The 24,724-nt window shown below is 41.8% G+C and carries 20 protein-coding genes; 8 read left to right on the top strand and 12 right to left on the bottom strand.

Annotated features, from left to right (window positions below; translation table 11 throughout):
• Nucleotides 1–4: 4 nt before the first annotated feature.
• The 3 genes from DC487_RS13820 to DC487_RS17430 form a co-directional block, all read right to left on the bottom strand.
• On the bottom strand, nt 5–4,366 hold the full coding sequence (locus tag DC487_RS13820) for a CusA/CzcA family heavy metal efflux RND transporter (RefSeq protein ID WP_133228598.1): 4,362 nt from the start codon (nt 4,364–4,366) through the stop codon (nt 5–7).
• A 224-nt stretch (nt 4,367–4,590) separates the two neighbouring features.
• Nucleotides 4,591–4,902 carry a DUF6660 family protein gene (locus tag DC487_RS17435; protein ID WP_394341843.1) on the bottom strand — a complete coding sequence of 104 codons (312 nt, stop codon included), beginning with the start codon at nt 4,900–4,902 and terminating at the stop codon, nt 4,591–4,593.
• Nucleotides 4,903–5,253: 351 nt separating this feature from the next.
• Nucleotides 5,254–6,441, bottom strand: coding sequence for an acyltransferase family protein (locus DC487_RS17430; protein ID WP_116776550.1), 1,188 nt, complete (start codon nt 6,439–6,441; stop codon nt 5,254–5,256).
• 225 nt (nt 6,442–6,666) lie between these two features.
• On the opposite strand from DC487_RS17430, the gene DC487_RS13810 reads away from it, so the two are divergent.
• Nucleotides 6,667–7,425 carry a copper homeostasis protein CutC gene (locus tag DC487_RS13810; protein WP_239016388.1) on the top strand — a complete coding sequence of 253 codons (759 nt, stop codon included), beginning with the start codon at nt 6,667–6,669 and terminating at the stop codon, nt 7,423–7,425.
• Nucleotides 7,426–7,446: 21 nt separating this feature from the next.
• Here the strand turns inward: DC487_RS13810 and DC487_RS13805 are convergent, their stop codons facing one another.
• From DC487_RS13805 to rpsF, 4 genes are all read right to left on the bottom strand, one after another.
• The gene (locus tag DC487_RS13805; RefSeq protein ID WP_133228595.1) at nt 7,447–7,740 is read right to left on the bottom strand and encodes a hypothetical protein; all 294 of its coding nucleotides are present in this window, start codon (nt 7,738–7,740) and stop codon (nt 7,447–7,449) included.
• 88 nt (nt 7,741–7,828) lie between these two features.
• Nucleotides 7,829–8,272 carry a 50S ribosomal protein L9 gene (gene rplI / locus DC487_RS13800; RefSeq protein ID WP_116776548.1) on the bottom strand — a complete coding sequence of 148 codons (444 nt, stop codon included), beginning with the start codon at nt 8,270–8,272 and terminating at the stop codon, nt 7,829–7,831.
• Nucleotides 8,273–8,286: 14 nt separating this feature from the next.
• Nucleotides 8,287–8,550, bottom strand: coding sequence for a 30S ribosomal protein S18 (gene rpsR, locus DC487_RS13795; RefSeq protein WP_066750513.1), 264 nt, complete (start codon nt 8,548–8,550; stop codon nt 8,287–8,289).
• Nucleotides 8,550–8,918, bottom strand: a complete 369-nt coding sequence (gene rpsF / locus DC487_RS13790; protein ID WP_066750515.1) for a 30S ribosomal protein S6 — start codon at nt 8,916–8,918, stop codon at nt 8,550–8,552. The genes rpsR and rpsF overlap by 1 nt, the downstream gene beginning before the upstream one ends.
• Nucleotides 8,919–9,122: 204 nt before the next feature.
• On the opposite strand from rpsF, the gene DC487_RS13785 reads away from it, so the two are divergent.
• Entirely contained in the window at nt 9,123–9,584 is a 462-nt protein-coding gene (locus tag DC487_RS13785; protein ID WP_116776547.1) for a GreA/GreB family elongation factor, read from the top strand.
• 10 nt (nt 9,585–9,594) lie between these two features.
• Here the strand turns inward: DC487_RS13785 and DC487_RS13780 are convergent, their stop codons facing one another.
• Both DC487_RS13780 and DC487_RS13775 read right to left on the bottom strand, forming a co-directional pair.
• Nucleotides 9,595–10,023 (bottom strand): EamA family transporter, encoded by a 429-nt coding sequence (locus DC487_RS13780; RefSeq protein ID WP_116776546.1) that lies wholly within the window; start codon nt 10,021–10,023, stop codon nt 9,595–9,597.
• Nucleotides 10,024–10,087: 64 nt separating this feature from the next.
• Nucleotides 10,088–11,506, bottom strand: a complete 1,419-nt coding sequence (locus DC487_RS13775; RefSeq protein WP_116776545.1) for an SDR family oxidoreductase — start codon at nt 11,504–11,506, stop codon at nt 10,088–10,090.
• 491 nt (nt 11,507–11,997) lie between these two features.
• On the opposite strand from DC487_RS13775, the gene DC487_RS13770 reads away from it, so the two are divergent.
• Nucleotides 11,998–12,738, top strand: coding sequence for a porin family protein (locus DC487_RS13770; RefSeq protein WP_116776544.1), 741 nt, complete (start codon nt 11,998–12,000; stop codon nt 12,736–12,738).
• Nucleotides 12,739–12,777: 39 nt separating this feature from the next.
• A complete protein-coding gene (locus tag DC487_RS13765) occupies nt 12,778–13,971 on the top strand; it encodes a S41 family peptidase (protein WP_116776543.1) in 1,194 nt (397 codons plus the stop codon).
• A gap of 86 nt (nt 13,972–14,057) precedes the next feature.
• Here the strand turns inward: DC487_RS13765 and clpB are convergent, their stop codons facing one another.
• Nucleotides 14,058–16,667, bottom strand: coding sequence for an ATP-dependent chaperone ClpB (gene clpB, locus DC487_RS13760; RefSeq protein WP_116776542.1), 2,610 nt, complete (start codon nt 16,665–16,667; stop codon nt 14,058–14,060).
• Between the two features lie 222 nt (nt 16,668–16,889).
• Here clpB and DC487_RS13755 point away from each other — a divergent pair, with 222 nt between their 5' ends.
• Genes DC487_RS13755 through DC487_RS13740 form a run of 4 tightly spaced genes read left to right on the top strand, consistent with a single transcriptional unit; the run spans nt 16,890 to nt 23,038 of the window.
• Nucleotides 16,890–17,528 (top strand): TetR/AcrR family transcriptional regulator, encoded by a 639-nt coding sequence (locus DC487_RS13755; protein WP_116776541.1) that lies wholly within the window; start codon nt 16,890–16,892, stop codon nt 17,526–17,528.
• Between the two features lie 20 nt (nt 17,529–17,548).
• Complete coding sequence (locus tag DC487_RS13750; RefSeq protein WP_116776540.1) at nt 17,549–18,898, top strand: TolC family protein; 1,350 nt, start codon at nt 17,549–17,551, stop codon at nt 18,896–18,898.
• 8 nt (nt 18,899–18,906) lie between these two features.
• Nucleotides 18,907–19,971: an efflux RND transporter periplasmic adaptor subunit gene (locus DC487_RS13745; protein WP_116776539.1), complete on the top strand. Its 1,065-nt coding sequence runs from the start codon at nt 18,907–18,909 to the stop codon at nt 19,969–19,971.
• Between the two features lie 19 nt (nt 19,972–19,990).
• The gene (locus DC487_RS13740) at nt 19,991–23,038 is read left to right on the top strand and encodes an efflux RND transporter permease subunit (protein ID WP_116776538.1); all 3,048 of its coding nucleotides are present in this window, start codon (nt 19,991–19,993) and stop codon (nt 23,036–23,038) included.
• A gap of 95 nt (nt 23,039–23,133) precedes the next feature.
• On the opposite strand, the gene DC487_RS13735 is transcribed toward DC487_RS13740, so the two are convergent.
• Nucleotides 23,134–24,006 carry an SH3 domain-containing protein gene (locus tag DC487_RS13735; protein WP_116776537.1) on the bottom strand — a complete coding sequence of 291 codons (873 nt, stop codon included), beginning with the start codon at nt 24,004–24,006 and terminating at the stop codon, nt 23,134–23,136.
• Between the two features lie 117 nt (nt 24,007–24,123).
• Entirely contained in the window at nt 24,124–24,639 is a 516-nt protein-coding gene (locus tag DC487_RS13730) for a hypothetical protein (protein WP_133228592.1), read from the bottom strand.
• Between the last annotated feature and the right edge of the window lie 85 nt (nt 24,640–24,724).

The following is a 24,724-nucleotide window of genomic DNA, read 5'->3' as shown; positions in this document are numbered from 1 at the left end:
GGTACTATTTATTGATGAGATAGTAAATTTGGATCACAGCATCGTTTACTTGCTGTATGCTTTTTAAGTAATTGAGTTTTACGTCGGTGGCCGTCTGCAATGAGAATAAATATTCCATGTACGTAATATCGCCGGTACGATAGCTTAATTGCGCCGCCGAAATGATCTCTTCGGCATTAGGCAATGCTTGGTCTCTAAAGTAACGGTATTGATAGAGACTTTGTTCGTACGCTCTTAATGTATTGGCATGCTCCGTCTTCAGCTGATCTTCTTGCCATTCTGCTGCCGCAATATTGGCCTGTTTTTGAAAATCCAAAGATTTTATACGCGCTTTGGTAGCACCATAGGTAATGGGAATGGTAACGCCGACATCGACAAAACTAAAGCGCTGACCGCGACCGTAATATTGTTCTACACCGTTTCTCGTTAAATTACCGATCAACGAAATATTGTTGTAACCAAGGGTAAAATCGGGCAAGCCCGTAGCTCTTTCTACCTTCTGATCTTGCTCCGCAATTTTGGCTTGCTGATAGATGGCTTGAATCGTGGGATTTGTAGCTACGAAATTACTATCTGCACTATTTTGCAAAGTGAGCGGCGTATATTCGCGTTCAGCGCTAAGCGCTAACCCAGCTGGGTTACCCAATAATAAACGAAGGCTTTGCATGGCGTTTTTGCGCGAAATGTCATTTTGCACCAGCATGACGGTGATTTCACCGCGCTTTGTTTCGGCTGTACTTATATCCACTTTGGGTGTATCTCCTGTACGGTATCGGAGCTCCGCGATCTTGATGAAATCTTGGTAAATGCTGTCCAACGATTTTAAAGTTGCGGCATTCTGATCGTAAAAAGCTATTTGATAATAAAAGGTGCGCACCTGCTTTTTCAATTCATTGATGGAGATCGCCCGATCCAACTTCGAAGCGCCGATGCGGGCATCGGCAGCATTGCGCTTGGCACCGAACAACGAAGGAAAAGGAATGGTTTGACTAATCATAAAACCATCATTCAGCTCGAAACCCTCATTTTGCCCATATTGAAAATTGAAATTGGCTTTTGGAAGTTCCCCAGCCGTTTTGCGTAAACTTTCCGCGGCACTAATATCTAGCGTACGTGATTGTATGCCGAGATTAGCAGAAATGGCTTGCTCTATCGCCTGATCAATCGTAAGCCTTTCTTGCGCCTGCAATGGATTACTCGCTACAAAAAGAAGTGCTACAATACTAACCAGAGTTGCCACAACAGCTTTTCTTGGTCTTCTCCAGTCAAACTTGGTATATAGAATGATATATAATAAAGGTAGAACAAATAACGTCAAGAAGGTAGCAGATACCAAACCTCCAATAACTACTGTGGCCAGCGGTTTTTGTACTTCGGCGCCTGCACTAGTACTGATCGCCATTGGAAGAAATCCGAGCGAAGCTACTGCTGCGGTCATCAAAACGGGTCTTAGGCGTATTTTTGTACCTTCCTTGACACGTTCAAAGACGTCGTCCACACCTTCTTTTTCAAGCTGATTGAACTTGCCAATCAATACAATTCCATTGAGCACCGCCACGCCGAAAAGGGCGATAAAACCGATGCTGGCACTGATGCTAAAGCTCATGTCGCGTATCAATAATGCAAAGATACCTCCAATGGCACTCATAGGAATAGCGGTAAAGATGAGCGCTGCTTGCTTAAACGAATGGAACGTGAAATACAATAACATAAAGATTAAAAGTAAAGACACGGGTACCGCAATAATCAACCTATCGGTTGCTTTTTGCAGATTCTCGAATTGACCACCATAGGTGAAATAGTATCCTGTCGGCAACTGTACATCGGTAGATAATTTTTGTTGAATTTCTTCTACCACACTTTGTACATCACGTCCCGCTACGTTGAATCCAATTACGATACGGCGCTTGCCCTCTTCGCGACTAATTTGCGCAGGACCTAATTTGTATTCTACTTGCGCGACTTGGTATAATGGTATTTGAGTACCTTGCAAGGTAGGAATCATCAGATTACTTACATCATCTATACTGGTACGTTTTGCTTTGTCCAACCTGACGACCAAATCGAATCTTCTTTCATTTTCATAGATGACACCGGCACTTTTTCCAGCAAATGCTGTACTTACAATATCATTGACGTCACGTACGGTGAGACCGTAATTAGCCATTTTTGTACGATTGTATTCAATGTTTATTTGCGGAAGTCCACTTACCTGTTCTACCTGAGGCGTCGTGGCTCCATTGACAGATTGTATGATTTGACTGACACGGTTGGCATAGGTAGCTAAGCTATCCATATCTTCCCCAAATATTTTTACTGCCACATCTTGCCTAATACCAGTCATCAATTCATTGAAGCGCATTTGTATCGGTTGATTTTTTTCGAAAAATACACCTGGTATAACTTCTAGTTTTTCCATAATGGCATCGCCAAGCTCATTGAATGATCGACCAGAAGTCCATTCTTCTTGCGGTTTCAACACGACCATCAGATCCGTTGCTTCAGGTGGCATCGGATCGGTAGGTACTTCTGCAGCACCGGTTTTGCCGACGACCATATCTACCTCTTCAAATTCGCGGATAATGCGAGATGCTTGCATTGATGTTTCGATACTTTGACTTAAAGAACTTCCCTGTGGTAGAATACAATGAAAAGCAAAGTCGCCTTCTTGCAGCTGCGGAATGAACTCGGCACCCATACGCCCGAAAAGAAAAAGACTGAATGCAAATAGTGCGACCGTAGCCGTAATAATGATGTATTTTACACGAATTGCTTTTTGCAACAACGGCTCATACACGAAGTGCAGTTTGTCTACAAAACGATCGCTCCAGGTTTTCTTACCGTCCCATTGTTTTGGTAAGAATAAAGCACACATCATCGGTATATAGGTGAGTGATAGGATGAGTGCTCCAAAGATGGCGAAAGCTACTGTTTGAGCCATTGGTGTAAACATTTTGCCCTCAACTCCCACAAGCGTGAGGATAGGGATGTATACAATTAAAATAATGATTTCGCCAAAGGCGGCTTGCGTGCGTATTTTGGCTGCAGAATTAAATACTTCCTCATCCATCTCCGCCTGTGTAAGCCGTTGGGTGCTTTTTCGCAATCCCAGATGATGCAAGGTCGCTTCTACGACGATGACCGCACCATCGACGATTAGTCCAAAATCAATAGCACCTAAGCTCATAAGGTTGGCACTGACATCGAATACGTTCATCATACCCAGCGCGAAAAGTAACGCCAGAGGAATCGCCGATGCGACAATCAAACCTGCACGTAAATTGCCCAGAAAAATGACAAGTACAAAAATGACAATCAAGGCACCTTCAATCAGATTTTTCTCTACAGTTTTGATGGCTTTTCCTACTAGATCAGTTCTATCTAGATAAGCTTCGATGACCACATCTTCGGGAAGAGAATTTTGTATAGTAGGCAACTTTGCTTTGACGCGATTGACAACTTCATTGCTGTTTTCGCCTTTGAGCATCATCACCACTCCACCTACTGCATCGACTTCACCATTAAATGTAAGTGCACCATAACGTACAGCGCTACCAAAATCTACTTCCGCTACATCTTTTATCAGTATCGGAATCCCATCGTTAATCTTCACAGGAATATTTTTGACGTCTTCGATAGTCGTTACCAAACCAATTCCACGAATGAAATAAGCATTTGGTTTTTTGTCGATATAAGCTCCTCCAGTATTTTGATTATTGTTTTCCAAAGCTGTGAACACCTCTGGAATAGTGACACCCATAGCACGCAGGCGGTCTGTATTCACAGCGACCTCGTACTGCTTAAGTTCGCCACCAAAACTATTGACTTCGGCAATACCTGGCGTACCATATAATTGCCGTGCAACGATCCAATCTTGCATCGTACGCAGGTCTTTTGCGGTGTACTTATCTTCGCTTCCTTTTTTAGGGTGAATGATGTATTGATACACTTCACCAAGACCTGTGCTCACTGGCGCCATTTCTGGTGTGCCAACGCCGGTTGGAATATTTTCTAATGCTTCGCTCAAACGTTCGTTGATCAGTTGGCGAGCAAAGTAAATATTTACACTTTCTTTGAATACGACAGTAATTACCGAAAGTCCAAAACGCGAAATACTGCGGATTTCCTCTATGTCTGGAATATTGGTAATGCTTTGTTCTATTGGAAAAGTGACCAATTGCTCGACTTCTTGTCCGGCTAAAGTGGGACAAGAGGTAAATATTTGCACCTGATTGTTGGTAATGTCTGGTACGGCATCTATAGGTAGTTTGGAGGCGCTCCACAAACCCCAAATAATTAGAACTAAAGTCATCATTCCGATGATGATCTTGTTCTTAATACTAAATCTGATAATACTATCTAACACGATTTTTCTATTTTTCTGAATGAAATAGATGAATTGGATTCTTCTACATTTCGCGATTAGGAACCGCATCCGTTTTGATACGAACTAGTCAAATAAGGAAATGTGAAGTAAGAACGTTCTCGATTAGTAAAGCAGGCACAGTCAAGCCCACGATCTAATCGTTTACTAGGTATGGATAATATACTCTTCCAAGTAGATTCACTGGAAAAGAAAATATTTCTTAATTAATATTTAGGCGGCTGCCAGACAGATGGTAAAAAGGTATCTGCCATCACAAATTGTTCAATTACAGGCTCCACTGTCCAGCAAGAAAACAATGGAGTAGATATCTCTAAATTATAATATGAGGGATGCTCAATCGATATACCACAACACGGGCAAGTGCAAAAAGGTGAACACGAGTCTGTTGTGTTTTCGTTATGCTGATGATATAATTCGGGTAAATCATCAGCACGGACTACAGCTACAGCATCACTGCAAGGCATGACGATAAGCGCCATGAGGTAAGTAAGTAGTAGCATTGTAATCAAACGCATCATACTACAAAGATAAGAATAATTGCAACTTTCGATCTAGTTTGTGTTGTTAAAGGTCTGTGAAAATTTATTTTGTAGACAAAATACGATGGTCATCTGTTTGAAATATTCATTATTCAGGTGTGTAGAGCTCTCGGTATCCTTACAGTCAATTATAGGAACAGAACAAAAAAGGGTAATTTCCTACTTGAAATTTGCATTAGCTCACTTACATCTGCTCGTAGGGCCGCAATAAGGTGAGGAGAGTGATTTCGTCGCATAAACAATTTCTATTATTTAGCTATTTAAACATATAGGATCGAAAAAATTGAGCTTAGTGAAGGATTTGTGCAATTTAAGCGAATTGGATGTTTATTGTCTTGATCTGTAGATCTGATTTACTTTTGAATTTAAACGTAGCAACTTTATTTTTGTTCTTAAAGGTTTTCCAACGAATCTGAGCGTAATAAGTTTTGCTGGTAGTTGTCTAAAAAACATATTTAGTGGTTCTTCGATAAAACGAAAAATTATAATTGATAAAATTATCAATGTTAGGAACGTTATTATCATAGAATTTGTTAAACTGTCGATCAAAGCATAAATTACTCCCATGTGAATCAAGTAAAATACATAAGAGCTCTTTCCTAGGATTGAAAATAATTTGGAAGAGAGAATTTTAGATATGATTGTTTGTTCGGTTATAAGCCCGATCAGCAATGGACCTATACCTACGATTGGCAATATGATATTGTTAATCAACTGTCCGAATGTATGTCTTACACTTATAATTTGGTAGTAACTTGTGACAGTCATAAGTGCGTAAGTCGATAGTAATATTCCAAAGATTCCGATGTAGGTGAGGTTTACTTTTTTTACCGTTATCTTCTCTAAGTAAATAGCGATGAACACGCCTGACGTAAATTCAAACGCTCTACCAAAGAAAGTGTACGAAAATATAAGATCTAAACCCCCTAACAGTTGATAAGAACCAAATGTAATATTCAAATAGTATATTATAATTCCAATAAGACATAGAACTACAGGGATTATAATGATCATACGCCACGTCCTTTTTAGCAACAAAATCATTACAGGAGCACAGAGGTAAAACATTTCTTCAACGGTTAACGACCAGCTTTGCGCAATTCCAGTAAACTTAAACTCATCGAAAAGAGGTTTTACAAAAGTTATATTCATTAAATACACTTTTAACGAACTATCAAATTGGTCGTAAGGGAAAAATGTGTAATACAAGAAAGTAATAGTGGTAAGTAAAAAAAACACGGGATAAATTCTTGCGAATCTATTTAAGAGGTATTGAGACCAATTGTAAGTTATAGAATTCTTATATCTGTAGCCAATTAAAAAACCACTTAACATAAAAAATATAGTCACTCCTATGTGAAATTCGGTGAAAAAATTTAAAATGACGAGAGGTATGCTTTGAATGAATGAAGTTCCGTGATTAAAATAATGTTGTAGAAATACCATATAAGCTGCTACTGCTCGTATACCTGTTAACGCGGGGAAATATGCTTTTGAATTTAGGCTGTTGTTCATTTCGTAGGATAGATCTGTAAATGTAGCAATTCTTATTAAAATTCCCGCGATTGTACAATTTGTTTGTGGTTTAATAGCTACATCGCAGCTATTAAACTACTACCATTTAGGATTTGCTTTCGCACGATCTCGTATACGTGAAATTCATTGTAATCTTGGCCTCCATTTTTTTACAAAATGATTCTCTGATGTTTGTTTTACCAATATGTATCTTTGGAGGCAATTATGGGAACAGAACATAAAATAGGGAATTTTCTATTAGAGGTTTGCAGTAGCTCACCTACATCCGCTTTGGCGGCACAGCGAGGTGGTGCGAGTAGGATAGAGCTTTGTCAAAGTTTAGAAAGTGGAGGTATCACGCCTTCCTATGCACAAATTAAGCTGGCTAGAAGGCATTTGTCGATTGGCATTTTTGTATTGATCAGACCAAGGTCAGGTAATTTTGTGTATTCAGAATTAGAATTTGAAGAAATGCTGCAAGATGTGGAATTCTGTAAAACCGCTGGTTGCGATGGCGTCGTGATCGGGGTTTTAGATGCGGATGGACAGGTGGATATTCCACGTATGGCTCAACTCATTGCGGCAGCAAAACCTATGCAAGTGGTTTTTCATCGTGCATTTGATGTCTGTGCCGATCCAAAGAAAGCATTGGAGGAAATTATAGAGTTGGGTTGTGATCGAATTCTGACTTCTGGTCAGCAAGAAACGGCATTGGCAGGGAAGGAGATGCTGCGAGAGCTGATTGAGCATGCTGCCGGACGAATCGAGATTATGCCCGGCGCTGGTGTGGACGAAAACAATATCGCCGAAATATTGCGGCATACAAATGCCTATAGCATCCATAGTTCTGCTAAGGTCGTAAAAAGATCGAGCGTACGAAAGCTGAATCCAGCCATCAAAAGTATGAATGAAGATATGATTTACACCTCGCAAGAGCGTACACAAGCATTGGTTCAGCAGTTAGAAGCATTGACCAATGCTTAATATTAATTTCTGGCCGAGTCCCTAATCTCTTCGCAAGTAATTGCGGTCTTCTTCAGATAGATTAGAATCAGGATTTTCCAAGGAAGTAGTCGGATCATATTGATTGCTGGCCGTATATTCTTTCGGGGCTTTTTTGCGTCGGCGAAACAAAAAACCTCCAGCAATAAGCCCAAGGAGAAAAAATACACCTAATACGATGAGTTTGGAGGTGTAGATGGTGCCGAATAACCAAAATGGTGCTTCTTCACGGTTGTTGAAGAGTATGATGATGACGGCAGCAAGTATAATGGCGGAGATAATGCTTTTAAAATTCATACGATGATAGGCATTGTTTGGGATAAATGTAAAAAAAAAATGGGATATCATGCGATATCCCATTTTCATTATTTTTCGGTGTGAATGCTTACTCAGCTACTACTTCGAAAGGAACTTGTACCTTCACTTCTTTGTGTAAGTTAAGGTTAGCTACATATTCACCTAAGTTTTTAGGCTCTTCTTCGAAAGTAATGCGGCGACGATCCACCTCATAACCTTGTGCTTTCAACGCATCAGCAATCTGAAGGCTATTCACTTTACCGAAGATCTTGCCGCTTTCGCCAGCTTTAGCTCCGATAGTCAATTTCACTGCTTCTAATTTAGTAGCCAATGCTGCTGCATCTTTCTGAATTTTCTCTTGTTTGAACTGAGCTTGTTTAATGTTCTCAGCCAATACTTTTTTTGCTGATGTTGTTGCCAACGTAGCAAATCCTTGAGGGATTAGGTAGTTACGGCCATAACCTGGCTTTACTACTACGACATCGTCTTTCTCTCCAAGGTGTTTAACATCTTGTCTTAATATAACTTCCATTATCGTATCCCTCTCTATTTAAGTGAATCAGTTACGTAAGGCAATAGTCCGATAATACGCGCACGTTTAACGGCTTGAGCTACTTTACGTTGAAATTTCAATGATGTTCCAGTAAGACGGCGAGGTAAGATTTTACCTTGATCGTTTACAAACTTCAATAGGAAGTTACCATCTTTATAGTCGATATACTTGATACCGTTCTTTTTGAAACGACAGTATTTTTTACGGTTGTCCTCTACTTTAGGGGCAGTTACGTACTGGATATTTTCGTTTGCCATTAGTTTGCTACCTCCTCAGTTTTGGTTTCGGTTTTCTTGTTGAATGCTCCGCTACGTTTCTTCTCGTTGTAAGCAAGTGCATGCTTATCTAATGAGATAGTAAGGAAACGCATCACACGCTCATCACGTTTGTACTCAAGTTCTAGTTTTTGAATTAATTCACTCGGAGCCTTGAATTCAGTTAAGTGATAAAATCCAGTTGTTTTTTTCTGGATTGGATACGCTAATTTTCTCAAACCCCAATTGTCTTCAGCGACAATTTCGGCTCCGCCCTCAGTAAGAATGTTTTTGAATTTAGCGATGACTTCTTTCGCTACATCTTCTGAAAGCAACGGGGTAAGAATAATGACAGATTCGTACTGTTGCATTTGTTTAATATGTTATGTTAATTAAATCCTTTCCGTATACACGGAATTGCAAAGGTAGAAAATATATTTGAAACAATGTAATATATTATGCACAGCTTTTTCTTGTGAGATCTTACGACTCTATTAGTCTTCGAACCGCGATCACATAGATTATATGGGGTTGTCAAAGATCCATTATCTTTGTGGCTTTACAACACAGCATTCATGACTCCAACTTTTCAGCAAACGCTACTAGCACAATGTGTGACGATCATCGAAGACAAGATCAACCAAATTGAGACCTCTCTACAGTTGTCGCAAGACGCGTTGGTGAGCGACACGAAAAGTAGTGCGGGGGATAAATATGAGACATCGCGCGAAATGATACAGCAGGATTTGGATCGTTTGCAAAGACAGCTCAACGAAGCACAGAAAGATTTGCAAACTTTGCAGTCCATTCCATCATTGCCGACGGCAACAGAAAACCGCGTACGATTAGGTAGTTTAGTTAAGACGGATCAAGGACTGTACTTTTTGAGCGTGGGTATTGGAAAGGTAACCTGTGAAGAACAAACTGTTTTCGTCGTGTCCCTGCAATCACCTATCGGACAATTGTTGTTGGGTAAAACGATCGGAGAGGAGTTTAGCTTTCAGCAAAAAACGCAATCTATTGTAGATATACAATAGATTTAAGTTGTTATTCCCCCGGATCGGATAAAGCGATAAGCACCGCGCCAGCCACCATCACACTGGCGCCGACAATCAGTTGCCAGGTTATTTTTTCTTTGAGGAAGATAATGGATAATACAATCGCAATCACCAATGAGGTGCGTTCGATCGTGACGACGTAGGATGCTGGCCCCATAGACAATGCTTTGTAGGAGAATAAGGTGGATAGCGTCGTAAAAACACCAGCGGAGAGTAGAAAAATCCACGCCTTGGTATCCATTTCTTTTAACATCGTCAGGTTGCCTTGATAGCACACGACTGACCAAGTAATCGTTAGGATAAGCACGGATTGTATGGCAAAAGCTACACTGGAATCGACATTTTTCAAGCCTGCCTTTGTCAATACAATTACCAAAGCTGCTGATATCGCGGCCAGCATCGCCCATAAAAACCACATAATCTATTGTTTGTTGATTAAACAGATACAAGCTTGGAATGTTATATTATGAACCATCGCCGCATTATTTTGCAATGTTTTTAATCATTCCTCTAAACAAAAAATAATGGAATGGCAACATGACGTACCAATAAAGCCTTCCAGCAATACCTAATGGACGAAAGGTGGCAATTTGTTCTAATTCGTCTTCTTCATTAATGCGAAATTCTAGCCAAGCTTCTCCCGGAATCCGCATTTCCGCATACAATAAAAGCCGCTTTTCGCTTTTGCTAGAAAGTAGCACACGCCAAAAATCCAGTACTTCGCCCGCTGAGGTTTCCAGTGCATTGCGTCGTCCGCGCCGCAAACCAACTCCACCAAATAATCGATCTAAAAATCCCCTAAATTGCCATAGCCAGTCGGCATAGTACCAACCAGTCCGTCCGCCGATAGCAAATATTCTATTCAACGTTTCGTCACTGTCTTTTACTGCGATGGTCTGTCGGTCTGTCAATACCCCAAATGTGGGAACTTCCATATAGCTAGACAATCGTAGCGAAGCACGTCTACTACCGGCATCTTTCCAAGTGGACGAGACTAGATTTTGTTCGATTTTCCCAAAAGCGAGCTTTATGGCTTCACGGTATGGGATAAGTTGAATTCCTAGACGCTCTGCCCAATCATTTTCTGTAGGAATGACATCGATACGCATGCTGTCTACCAAATGACGCGCGAGACCAAAAGAGGTGGAGGTGATCAAATACAGCCAATAAGAAGATAACTTTGGCGTTAGTACTGGTACGATAAATATACGACGTTTCAGATGTCGGACTTCGGCAAATTGTGCTAGCATTTGCTGGTAGGTGAGCAAATCGGATCCGTAAATATCGATGTGTTTGTCGTACAATTCTTCTTGCAGCAATACCCCAAGGAGAAATTCTATTACATTTCGTATGGCGATCGGTTGACATTTGCTATTCAACCACTTTGGTGCCACCATCAGGGGAAGCTTTTCGACCAAATCGCGTATGATTTCGAAAGATGCGCTACCCGAACCTATAATAATTCCCGCTCTCAATGCAGTTACCGGTACAGTGCCAGCGCGTAACACATCTTCTACCAATTTGCGACTGGCCAGATGTGCACTGAGTTCGCGACTGTTTACGATACCGCTCAGGTAAATGATCTGCTTTGCATTGGTCTTTTGAATGGCTTCCGCAAAATTTTCGGCAGATATTCGTTCCGTATTACCAAAATTACCACCACTACTTCCCATGGAGTGCACAAGATAATAGGCCACATCAATATCTTCTGGAATTTTATCCAGCGTAGCTGAATCAGTTAGGTCGGCTTCTACAACAGAAATCTTGTGATCATCTGGTGGCTGCACCGCCAATCGACCAGCATCCCTTACTAGACATACCACTTCGTGGCCAGCTTGCAATAATGCCGGTAAAATACGCTTGCCTATATATCCGGTGGCGCCAGTGAGTAGTATTTTCATACGGTAGAAAGATGATGATTTACCTGAAAATGATATATTTCCACGTGATCATACTCTTATGAACCGCTGAGTAGCAGGATTGTTTGCTAAACAAATTGTTGCAAATAACTGTTTCTAGCTGTAAAACAAAGCCATGAAAAAGAAAGATCAAAAAGACCCATGCTGGTCGGATTATAAACAGGAGGGTACTAAGAAGAAGGGTGGCAAAACTGTTCCAAACTGCGTGAAAAAATCGAGCAAAAAAAGTAATTAATTATTTCCTTTTAAGCCCTTGCTGTGCCGTCTTAAAATGCACGAAGATTCATTTCTACTTGCTGTGTGGCATGTTGTTTTGATGTTTTCTAACAACGGTTGCTAAATAATCGACAAATATTAGTACTATTGTGTCAACTGTTAATTTTCCTTTCGGTATCCAAATTTCGTTTTGCTTTATCGATAGTGATACTAGCTTATTCCTTTAACTAAATTTAGAAATATATCTATTAACTACGATGCCTAAAAGAATACTCATTTTACTGGCCTGTTTTTTCATGGTAGGGGTAACCCAATCATATGGACAGCAACAACGTTACGAAATCGGCTTATCTGCTGGTTACACACGCAATACGTTGACTACGGACAATGGAAGTCGTTCCTTTACCCGTAATTATCCGCTAAACGGTTTCCAAGTTGCGATTCCGATGCAGTACCACATCAATGACTGGTTTGGTGTTCAGTTGGATCTCGCCTATGTGCAGAAAAATTATGCGCTGCGGCGTACCGGTTTTTTTGAAGGTGTGGAAAACGAGGTTACCAACAGCTTTATACAAGCTCCGCTGATGGCTCATTTCTCGTTTGGTGGTGAAGATTTAAGAGGTTTCTTGAATCTTGGCGGCTTTGCTGGCTATTGGGCTAGCAGTAGAATTCGTGGAGCTAGTGGTGATGCTTTTTCGGCAGATAATGATTTGGGTGATAACGACCAATTGTATAGGTTTAGCGAAATATTCAACTTATCCAGCTATGATGAGCGCGTATCGTTTGATAGTCGTCGGGATAGACGATTAGAGCTTGGTCTTTTGGCTGGAGTAGGTTTGGAATATAGGGTGTCTCCGCAGTATAAAATATTCGCGGAAGCGCGTTACCAATATAGCCTAACCGACTTGCAGAAAAACTACATGATCAATCAAATCCCTCGCTATAACAATACGTTTGGTGTGCAATTGGGTGTGCTATATGGTTTTGGTGGTCGCTAATTCCCATTTATCAATTCTTGTCTCATACTTAGAAAAAAAATGAAAAATTATATAGTAAACATACGATCTATTGTTCTTATTGTTCCAGCTTTATTTGTTATGCTGAATGCCTGCCGCAAAGATATGCCTGAGCTGGAGCGGCCAACCGACTACCCTGGGGGTAATTTTGAAGAGGTATTTGAAACGTTCTGGAATGGTATGAATAACAATTATGTCTTTTGGGATATCGATACGACAGACTGGGATCAGGTCTACCGTCGCTATCAGCCGATTTTCGCTACTATGAATATCAATGATACTGCTGATGTCAGAAGAAGCTATACCTACTTTAAGACGATGACAAATGGATTAGTAGATAGTCATTATGCGCTTCAGTTTCGCTCGGAGATATTAAGCGATTCTGCTACGATAAATCCAGCATTTCAGCGGAAACAGCGCATGGAGGATTTTCGGGGTCGAATTAATCCAAATCATTTCTTTAATACCATACCCCCACGATATTTAAATCCAGATGTTTCTCGGGTGATTGTTAATGAACCAAATGCGCAATACTTTGCAGTAAGTGGTACAGCTGCAGCTTCCGAAGGTATTGCTTATCTGTATTTCAATTCTTTCAATTTATCAAATCTTTATGAGACATCTGAGACTTATGCAGCTACTTTGGATCATTTTTTTGCGAATGTTCTAGAGGGAGAACAACCTCGTGGTGTCATTATTGATGTGCGTAATAACGGTGGAGGAGCGCTGGCTGATCTTGATTTCTTACTTGGTCGTATGATTACCAGTCCACTTCATTTTGGATACACAAAATCTAAACTGACCAACAATCGGTTGGATTTTACCCCGTGGATTCCAGCAAGAGTAAATCCTGTAAGTGAAGCTAAAGAAATTACGGCACCTATTGTGGTGATCGCTGATAATTATTCAATTAGTATGTCAGAGATTACGGCGTTGGCGGTACAGGCAATGCCGAATGGTCACTTTGTAGGAGAACGTACTTGGGGAGCGATGGGACCCTTGACGAGCAATTATATATATAATGCTGGTCAGTTTGCAACCAGCTTTATGAGTTTGGTCTATACATCTTCATTACAAATCAAGGCATTAGATAATAGAGTTTATGAGGGAATCGGACTGACTCCAGATGTATCAGCGCCTGTAGATCTTGTTACCTTAGCGACAGGTCGAGATGCGCAGTTAGAAGCGGCTATCCAACTTATTAATCGGCAGTAGCTTCATTATTCTGATGAGAATTTAAAATATTACAAAATAGAAAAGGATCGAACGAAGTTCGATCCTTTTCTATTTTGTAATTAAATCTATTCCGTCGTTTCCGGCTCTTTCTCGACAAATACAAACTGTCCGTCGAAGCTGTCAATCTTGATGATCGAGTCTTTTCTGACCTTATCCGCCAAGATGGCTTTAGAAAGTTCATTGAGAATACGTTTTTGAATCACGCGTTTCAATGGGCGAGCACCATATACTGGATCGTAACCCAATTGTGCTAACCAATCCAAAGCTTCTTCAGTTGCTTCGATGAATATGTTTTGCTCGGCCAATTGTTTTTGCACGCGAGAGAATTGCATCCGCACGATATCTCCAATCTCGTCACGACCAAGCGGTGTGAACATGATGATTTCATCAATCCGGTTCAAAAACTCAGGGCGAATGCTCTGCTGCAATAGCTCAAATACATCGTCTTTCGTTTTAGCGATCACACTTTCTCTGTTTTCCTCATTCAAGGTCGAGAAGTTCTGCTGAATCAGATGCGAACCCGTATTAGACGTCATGATGATGATGGTGTTTTTAAAATTCACCACGCGACCTTTGTTGTCCGTTAAATGACCATCATCCAGTACTTGCAACAAGATGTTGAATACATCTGGATGCGCTTTTTCAATCTCATCCAATAATACAACCGAGTACGGACGACGACGAACGGCTTCCGTTAACTGACCGCCTTCTTCGTAACCAACGTATCCCGGAGGCGCTCCGATCAATCTCGAAACAGCATGCCTTTCTTGGTATTCAGACATATCGATGCGTACCAACGCTTGTTCATCATCGAATAGAAATTCTGCCAAAGATTTCGCTAATTCCGTTTTACCCACACCGGTAGTTCCCAGAAATATAAAAGAACCAATTGGCCGCTTGGCATCACTTAACCCGGCTCTAGAACGACGAATGGCATCTGAAATCGCTTCGATAGCTTCCTCCTGTCCAGCGACGCGTTTATGCAATTCTTCTTCCAAGTTGAGCAATTTCTCGCGCTCGGATTGCACCATTTTGTTCACCGGAATACCTGTCCAGCGAGATACCACATCAGCAATATCTTCCGAAGTAACTTCCTCTTTCAACATGCGGCTGTTTTGTTGCTTTTCAGCCAATTCCAGCTTAAGCTTCTCGGTATTATCCTGTGCCTCTTTGATTTTACCGTAACGTAATTCTGCCACCTTACCGTAATCACCCGCGCGTTCGGCCTGTTCTGCTTCTAGTTTGTAATCTTCGATATATTGAATCTCCTGATTCACCCGATCAACTAAATCCTTTTCCGACTGCCAAGCTGCTTTCAGCGAGTCACGCTCGTTGGATAAGTTGGCAATACTTTCCGAAAGCTCATCGACTTTGCGCGAATCCTGTTCCCGTTTAATGGCCTCGCGCTCAATCTCCAACTGCATGATGCGACGGTTCAATTCATCCACCACTTCAGGTACCGAATCCATTTCTAAGCGTAACTTAGATGCGGCCTCGTCGACCAAATCAATCGCCTTATCTGGCAAGAAACGATCCGTAATATAGCGCTGAGAAAGCTCTACGGCCGCAATAATCGATTCGTCCAAGATGCGCACCTTATGGTGCGTTTCGTAGCGTTCTTTCAATCCACGAAGAATTGATATCGCATCCTGCGTATCCGGTTCGTCGACCATTACTTTTTGGAAACGTCTTTCTAGGGCTTTGTCCTTCTCAAAGAATTTTTGAAACTCATTTAAAGTGGTTGCTCCAATCGCACGTAGCTCTCCACGTGCTAAAGCAGGCTTCAAGATATTTGCTGCATCCATAGCGCCTTCGCCACCACCTGCTCCGACCAAAGTGTGGATCTCATCGATGAATAAGATAATTTCGCCGTCGCTGTCCGAAACTTCTTTCACTACCGCTTTTAATCGTTCTTCAAATTCGCCTTTGTATTTTGCTCCCGCAATCAAGGCGCCCATATCTAGCGAAAAGACTGTTTTTGACTTGAGGTTTTCAGGGACATCACCTTTGATGATTCGATGTGCAATACCTTCGGCAATAGCCGTCTTACCGACGCCCGGTTCACCCACCAAGATAGGATTATTCTTTGTGCGGCGTGATAGGATTTGCATCACGCGACGAATCTCCTCATCACGTCCAATGACCGGATCTAGTTTACCCGATTCTGCATATTCATTCAAGTTGCGCGCGTATTTGCCCAAGGCATTGTAGGTGGCTTCGGCATTTTGATCGGTTACCCGATTATTGCCGCGAAGTTCCTTAATTGCCAATTTCAAATCTTTCTCAGTTGCGCCTTGATCCTTCAATAAAGTAGCTGCCTTGTCGTTGCTGCTCAATAAAGCTAGCAGCAGATGCTCTACTGAGATAAACTCGTCACCAAACTCCTTTAAATAAGTTTGAGCTTTTTGCAACACCGTATTGCTACTGTTGCTCAGATAAATATTGCTTCCAGAGACTTTTGGTAAAGCAGCAATGTACTGATCTAGCTCAGCAGTCGTATGATTGATATTTACTTGTAGTTTTTTGAGTAAATGACTGATTACATTTTCATCTACCGTCATTAACCCCTTTAATATATGTGCTGGCTCAATGGCCTGCTGCTGATTTCCACCAGCAATCTCAGAGGCCTTCTGGATGGCTTCCTGAGCTTTAATAGTATAGTTGTTAAAATTCATAGCTGTGTCGTTTTTTATACTGATGCTTCATCAAATCGTATGCCTAGTCAATCACAAGGTTAACTTGCTGAAATTATGTCGGTTATGTTGAGTTTTAAGAGACAAAATGTCTTATTCGCTTACTAGAGTCTGCCTAAATTTCCGTATTTCTCATCGTCATACGATCGTCAGGTTGTTAAAAATTTTAAAATTATTAACAGTGTTAAGTATATTTGCAACGTTATGAGTGTGCAAGAAAAAAAACTGAAACATAAAGAGGATTCGCGTAGCAAGATATTAGCTGCGGCGAAGAAGTTGTTTGTCGAAGAAGGAATTGAAGCAACCTCAATTCGTAAGATTGCTAAGGAAGTAGATATCAGTCCCACGACCATTTACTTGTATTATAAAGACAAACGTGATATCGTGTACGCTTTGCATTTAGAAGGTTGTTCGTTGTTGCGTACTAGGATGGAGGTGTTGATGCATGTAGATCACGCTTTCGAACGCTTAAAGGCCATCGGAAAAGCATATTTGTCGTTTGCGGTAACCGAGCCAGGATATTATGAACTTATGTTTATGATGAAAGAACCGATGCAATTCTTAGATGATCATGGCGGTGAGGACTATTGGGAAGAAGGAGATCGTGTTTTTGAAATGCTGATTGCGACGATTAAAGATTGTCAGCAGGAAGGTTTTTTTAAAGGAATGGATGTGCAAACGCTTTCTTTACAAGCGTGGAGTACGGTGCATGGAATGGCTTCCTTGTTTTTGTCTGGCCATCTGAAACAGCTCAATAATTTACTGTTTTCCGAAGCGTTGGAGGCGGAATTTTTAGAGCGTACTTTTCAATTATACGTCAGTATGTTGGAGAGAATAAAATAAGAATATAAACACTGTTAACTATGAGAACAAGATTTCTGATCATCTGTGTATTAGCCACTAGCTTATGCTCTCACTCGGCTAGTGCGCAAAGCATTTTAGATGACTATATCGCGGTGGGGTTGAAGAATAACTTGACGATTGCCGAGAAGAACCTATCCTTGGATAAGGCCATGGTCAATCTGGATATCGCACGAAGCATGTATTTACCTACTGTTTCCTTCGATGCGGTGTATTCTACCGCCAATGGTGGTCGTATGATCGAACTTCCTGTCGGAGATTTGCTCAATCCGGTTTATCAGACGCTGAATCAACTGACACAGTCGCAAGCGTTTCCACTTATCAACAATGAACGCATTAATTTTCTGCCGCGAAACTATTACGATGCGCGTATTCGTGCGGGTATGCCGATCATCAATACCGATATCAAGCACAATAAGCACATGAACGAACAGGCAGTGCAAATGCGCGAACATGAAGTGGAGATTTATCAAAGAGAACTCGTTCGTGATATTAAGATCGCTTATTACAATTATTGGAGTGCGGAAGATGGTGTGAAGGTATACCAGAATGCGCTTGATCTCGCCAAAGAAGGAAAGCGCGTGAATGAAAAGTTGCTAGAAGCAGGTAGTGGATTGCCGGCGTATGTAGTACGTGCCGATGCGGAAATTGCGCAAGGAGAAGCCAAATTGGTCGAAGCAGAGCAGCAAGTGGCCAATGCACGCTATTATTTTAATATGCTACTTAATAGAGATGCGGAAGAGCCTATCCAACAGCAACCCACGAAAGTACAAAATCTAACACAGCAACGAGGTGAGTTGCAAGTAGAAGGTAGAGAGGAGTTGGAGGCCTTGAGCAATCAGATCAATGTGCAGGAAACGATGGTGAAGATGAACAAACAAGTGTTTGTGCCCAAGTTAAACGCATTTGTTGATGTGGGATCGCAGGCAGAAAACATGCGCTTCAATCGGGAATCGCAATATGTGATGATCGGTGCGCAGCTCACGGTACCCATTTTTGAAGGCGGTCGCAACAAGTTGAAAATTCGCGAAAGTCAAGTGGCCGTGGCAGAAGCACAACAGCAGCGCCTTCGTGTGCAACAGCAGCTAGAAACTTCAGCGCGAGTAGCGAATAATGAGGTGACCAGCACGATTCGGAATTATCAAAATGCGAAAAAGCAACTAGAGGCTGCCGGAACTTATCAACGACTAATCCAACGCGGATTCAACGAAGGTGTCAATACCTACATTGAAACCATTGATGCGCGTTCGCAATATACAAATGCCCAATTGGCCGAAAATCTTGCTTTGTACAAGTGGATGATCGCGGTAGCCAAATTAGAACGAGAAACAGCAAGTTATACCTTAGATTAAACCCTATCATGAAAATATCCAATATCAATTTATACCTGATCACAATCGCCCTACTATCCTCTTGTGGTCACGCGCAACGAGAAGAGGCCATTTCGGTAGAAGATACCATTCCGGTCACATTATTATCGCTGCAACAACTCGATGGCGAAGAAACTATCGAAGCAACAGGCGTATTTACCACAGATGATGAAACCGTTTTGGGTTTTAAAAATGGTGGCGTTATTCAGCAGATTTATGTGAAAGAAGGTGATCCCATTCGCAAAGGTCAGCGATTGGCTTCTGTGCAAGCCACAGAAATAGATGCAAAAGTCGGGCAAGCCAATGTGGGATTGGAGAAAGCGGAGCGCGATTATCAGCGCGCACAAAAATTGTATCGCGATAGTGTAGCTACCTTGGAGCAATTGCAAAATGCACGATCCGCTTGGGAATTGGCCAAGCGCGATATAGAATCCGTGCAATATAATCAACAACAATTGCACATTATCGCACCATTTTCGGGATTCGTGCTAGCTCGCTTGGCCAATCAAGGGCAAGTAGTTGGCCCTGGAACGCCAGTTTTGCAAGTAAACGGCGCCGGTACGCATAAGTGGATGTTGAAAGTGGGCGTGAGCGATAGTCAATGGGCGAGAATCCAAAAAGGCGATACAGCCGAAATTGAAACCGATGCGCTTCCCGGGCAGAAATTGCAAGCGGTAGTATCTAATAAACTCGAAGCGATGGATCCAAAATCTGGGACTTTTGCTATTTATCTTGATGTGAAATCTCCTTTCAATGGCAAACTAGCCGCAGGCGTTTTTGGTAAATCACGTATTTCCGTCGCACAATCTAATAGCATAGCAGCTCGCCAAAATAGTTGGGAAATCCCGTACGAAGCATTAGTGGACGCCAACGGTAAGCAGGCTTATGTTTACGTGACAAAAGATGGCAAGACGGCGACCAAGCAAGCTGTGCAATTGGGCGAGATTGGTCAGCAATCCGTTACCATTATATCAGGATTGGAAAATGTGCAAGGTGTAATCGTTGCCGGAAGTCCTTACCTCACTGAAGGATCATTCATACGCGTAAAACCATAATATTTTAGAAACTATCGCTATGAGCCTTATAAAATATCCAATCAAGAATTATCAATTTACCATGATCATGGTGGTGATGATTATGGTCGTTGCCATTAGCACCTTGCTCACTATGCCGCGTGCGGAAGATCCAGAAATGAAAGCTTCCAACTTTCCCGTCGTGGTGGTGTATCCCGGAACCAGTCCAAAAGATATGGAAAACCTCGTGGTGAAACCATTGGAGTCCCGCTTTTATGGATTAGACAATATCAAGACGATCAAGACCACGATCAATAATGGTTTGGCTTTCATCTTTGTGGAATACGAATTCAAAACGGACTACGAAAGCAAATACCAAGAAATGGTGCGGGAGTTGAATGCTGCACGCAGTGAATTGCCCGAAAACATCTATAGCATGCAGGTGCTCAAGGTAGATCCGAATAATGTAAGCGTTATTCAAGCAGCATTGGTGTCTGAAAATGCTTCAAGAACTACCATGAAACGACTTTCTGAAGACCTAAAGTCGGAGTTGGAAAAAGTAAAAGCACTGAAAGATGTGAATATATCTGGTATGCCGCCGCAGCAAGTACGTGTAGATCTGCATATGGATAAAATGCGCGAGCAGAAGATCCCGATGGATCGGGTCTTGCAGATTGTACGCAGCGAAACTCAAAATATCCCTGGCGGAAGTTTGGATGCAGGAACACGGCATTTCAGCGTCACCACCAGTGGAAGCTATCAAGATGTTAATCAAATTCGTCGTACCGTGGTAGCAAGTGCCGAAGGCCGAAATGTTTTTTTGGAAGATATTGCCGATGTATATCCAAGTTTTGGTCCTAACACCCACATTACACGGCTGAATGGATACCAATGCGTGCTAATTAATGCGGCGCAAAAAGAAGGGGAGAATATTGCAAAAACACAGGAAGCCTACACCCAAGTACTTGCAAGCTTTAAAGAAAAGCTTCCAGATAATGTGGATCTAATTTTATCTTTTGATCAAGGGAACAACGTCAATCAACGTCTTAGTGGATTAGGCATCGATTTCTTAATTGCGATTACGCTAGTTTTGATCACATTATTACCATTAGGTACACGTGCTTCGCTCGTGGTGATGATCGCGATTCCATTATCGCTGGGTTTGGGTCTGATTACGATGAATATTGCTGGTTATTCACTCAATCAGTTAAGCATCGTCGGTTTTGTGGTAGCGCTCGGTTTGGTAGTGGATGATAGTATTGTCGTGGTCGAAAATATTGAGCGTTGGATGCGCGATGGTTATTCGCGTTTAGAGGCGGCTATAAAAGGTACACAACAAATTGCCTTAGCAGTGGTCGGTTGTACGGTTACCTTAGTAATTGCCTTTATGCCATTGATGTTTATGCCGGAGATGGCAGGCGAATTTATTCGCAGTATGCCGACGGCCGTCATCGCATCTGTGATCGGCTCCATGTTGGTAGCGCTATTGGTTGTGCCATTCCTAGCAAGTAAGCTGTTGAAGCCACATGAGCATGAGGGTGGAAATATCATTCTCCGCACCATGCAAAAAGGAATCCATCAGACCTACGGTAAACTGTTGGATAAAGCGTTGAAACATCCTATCATCACCACTGTGGTGGCTGTCGTTGTGTTTGTGGCTTCATTAGCGCTTATTCCTGTGGTTGGTTTTAGTTTATTCCCGCCATCAGAAAAGCCGCAATTTATGGTGCATGTCACTGCTTCTCAACAAGCAAACGTGGTGACAACGGACAGCATCACGCGGCAAATAGAGCAGGAGCTCAGCCAAATAGCGGATGTAAAATACTACACTAGTAACGTAGGTAAAGGCAATCCACGCGTATATTATAATATGCAGCAAGCCAATGAGAATCCTGCTTACGCGGAGATTTTTGTGCAATTGCACGATGATGTCAAATCAAAAGAGAAGATCGCACTGATCGAAGAGTTACGCAAACGTTGGTCGCCCTACCTAGGTGCCAAGGTAGAAGTGCGTGATTTTGAGCAAGGTGTTCCGGTAATATCTCCGGTCGAAGTTCGTATTGAAGGAGAGAACTTGGATACGCTCCAACGTTTAGCTGCTTCGGTAGAGACGTTGCTGAAAAAGACAGCCGGTACAGAATATGTCAACAATCCGATCAAAAGCAATAAATCTGATATTCGGGTGCGCGTGAATCGCGAAAAGGCTATGGCTTTTGGCGTGCCGAGCAGCACGATTGATCAAACGGTACGTGTAGCGCTTGCCGGATATTCCGCAGGAACATTTTCTGATCCGAACTCCGACGATAATGATTACGAAGTACTGGTCACCGTTCCGCGTGGCGAATATGCTGATTTGAATACGTTGGAAGGCATCTTTGTGCAGAATATAGAAGGGCAATCCATTCCATTGTACCAACTGGCTAGCTTCGAATTAGAGTCGTCGCCGTCAAGTATTTTTCACCGTAATAAAGAGCGCACGGTTTCCGTCAACTCCTTCGTGCAAAAAGGCTATGGCAATGACGAAGTGATCACGTCGGTGATTCAACAAATGGATAACTTTGATTTTCCAGATGGCTACAGCTATTCTATGGGAGGTGAAGTAGAGAGTCGGGAAGCGGCCTTTGGAGGATTTTCCACGATTATTATTATCACGGTCTTTATGTTTATCGCGGTATTAGTCTTGGAGTTCAAAACGTTCAAAAGTACGCTGATTGTGCTTTCTGTGATACCGTTGGGTATTGTGGGGGCTGTTTTAGCGTTGCTAATGACTGGGAATACGCTGTCTTTTGTAGCGACCATAGGAATAGTTGCATTAGCCGGGATAGAGGTGAAGAATACGATTTTGCTGGTAGATTTTACCAATCAACTACGTCGCGAAGGAATGCCTTTGAATGAAGCTATTGAAAAAGCAGGTGAAATTCGTTTCTTACCAATTATCTTGACTTCCTTGACGGCTATAGGAGGTTTGTTGCCGATCGCTTGGTCGTCCAACCCACTTATTTCGCCTTTGGCAATTGTGATGATTGGCGGATTGATTAGTTCGACTCTACTATCACGTGTCGTGACGCCGGTAATTTATAAACTGATTCCGCCGAATGTGGCAGAGTAATCTTAAACGATTACCTGTTTTGAAATCGAAACGGCTCCGATTGCTTAACGTAATCGGAGCCGTTTCGATATTTTATTAGGTAATGAAGTTTCTATTTATTTCATCTCCACCACTTGCGATAAGACTTTTCCGTCCCAGACATACGTTTCTTGTCTTTTGGTGATGGTCATCTCCGCATCTTCCAGATCAGTGTCTTCCGCTACGCCTTCTTCAATCATTTTAAATACAAGGTTGTTGCCCTTTTTGTGTTGAGAAGGAAATAGCATCGTTTCTTCGTGATAAAATATTCCTGCATCACTAACGGTGTAATGTTTTGGCAAATCGATAAAATCATTTCCGTTCCAACCTACATAATAGTATTCGGTAGGTATACCGCAAGCTTCACCGGAGAATTCGACTTTTAGGATGTTTTTCAATCCTTTTAAGCCCATGTTTGGCAAAAGTTCGCTACTAAAATAGCCTTGATCCAAGTAGTCGTAATGAAAATTATACTTCTGAATTAACTGCCCTTTTTTATCTAGAAGTTTTAGATCACATCGGTAATAATCAGAAGTATCATCACCTGCTGTTATAAATCGGTCGAATCCGAAAAGATACTGAGTGCCTTCGCTATCGACATGTCTGCTTAGCGCTAATAGGCCTAGCCATATGAAACCCGTTTTGGTTTCATTATTTTTCTGATACGAAATCTGATGCCAAGGCGCATAAAAACCTCTTATTATATTGTCGTTGTAGCCAATGCTGATAATTTTGACGACTGTTCCTAATACGACAGAATCCAACAATCTAGCACTTGTACTTGGATACTCTCTGATGTAGGCCTCATCTGCAATCACATAAGCAGTGGCTCCTTCTTGAAGATTCCAGAAATTAAAACCTTCAGAAACGGCGTATGCGGCAGGGATTTCTTGTGCAAAATTTTTTGAAGAGATCAGGAGTGCTAATAAGAGTAAAATAGCTGTTTTCATGCGGTAAAGTTAAGGATTTGGTATGATAACTAATACCACATGATGTGGCGGATAACCATCGGTTATTACCTGCGAAGCCGGATAGTTCCTTTCAAGATTCAGGCTTCACATTTAAGCTTAATCTTCTCTTTTCAGCACGACGGTAGCTTCATGTTTCTTGTCTACTACCAAGATCAATGCCGATTGCGATATATAGGGTTGGCGTTCGCCAACGGTGACCGTGTAACGAAATTGGATTTTTTCCGAATCTAATTTTCTTAGATCCATCGGCTCGATCTTCGTTGCAAATTCAGATTGATCCAATACGACAGCAATTACAAATTGTTGCTCAAAATCTATTGGAGTCGATTTTCCATCTTCGCCCATCAATGTGGCATTGCCAAAAATAGAGTCAAAATCTGACTGTGTGGTGATTTTAGGGTCTTCAGGTAGCTGCGCATCATTTTGTACAAAATAATTCTGCGCGATGGCGAACGGTATGTCCGTAAGCACCGTTTCGGAATGCTTTTCCGTCATCATCGTGGTACTGTCCTGATCCTGATTTTCGCGACGCTGTTCCATACTTTGGCAACTGTAGATTATAATGGCTGTGCTAAACAGTAAGGAAGATAAGGTTGTTAATTGCTTCATCATAATGGCACTTTTCTATTTAATTAAAACCGCGCCTATGTGAAAAAGTTTTATTGTAATTAGGTGTAACAAAAAGCTTTTTAAAGCT

It is taken from the genome of Sphingobacterium corticibacter (genome assembly GCF_003076635.1).
Classification (GTDB): Bacteria; Bacteroidota; Bacteroidia; order Sphingobacteriales; family Sphingobacteriaceae; genus Sphingobacterium; species Sphingobacterium corticibacter.
Note: the sequence above shows the minus strand (reverse complement) of the source record. Positions and strands in the feature narration are given on the sequence as shown.